1 protein-coding gene is annotated in these 223 nt (G+C 57.4%); it reads left to right on the top strand.

Annotated features, from left to right (window positions below):
* Positions 1 to 223: AMP-binding protein (locus ABR397_RS24750; RefSeq protein ID WP_350307978.1), on the top strand; the 223-nt coding region annotated here is incomplete at both ends.

Below are 223 nucleotides of genomic sequence, written 5' to 3'. Positions count from 1 at the left end.
ACGTCAGCAATTACTGGCGGACTTCAATGCCACTGAGCGTGACTTCCCGCAGGCAGCCCTGATCCATGAGTTGTTTGAGCAACAGGCCGCACGCACCCCGGATGCCACCGCTGTGTTATTTGAAGGGCAGTCACTCAGCTATGGTGAGCTGAACCGCTGCGCCAACCAGCTGGCGCATCATTTAATTGCACTGGGCGTACAGCCTGATGACCGGGTCGCTATC

Origin of the sequence: Photorhabdus viridis (assembly GCF_040256935.1) — a bacterium.
In the GTDB taxonomy this organism is placed as follows: Bacteria; Pseudomonadota; Gammaproteobacteria; order Enterobacterales; family Enterobacteriaceae; genus Photorhabdus; species Photorhabdus viridis.
Note: the sequence above shows the minus strand (reverse complement) of the source record. Positions and strands in the feature narration are given on the sequence as shown.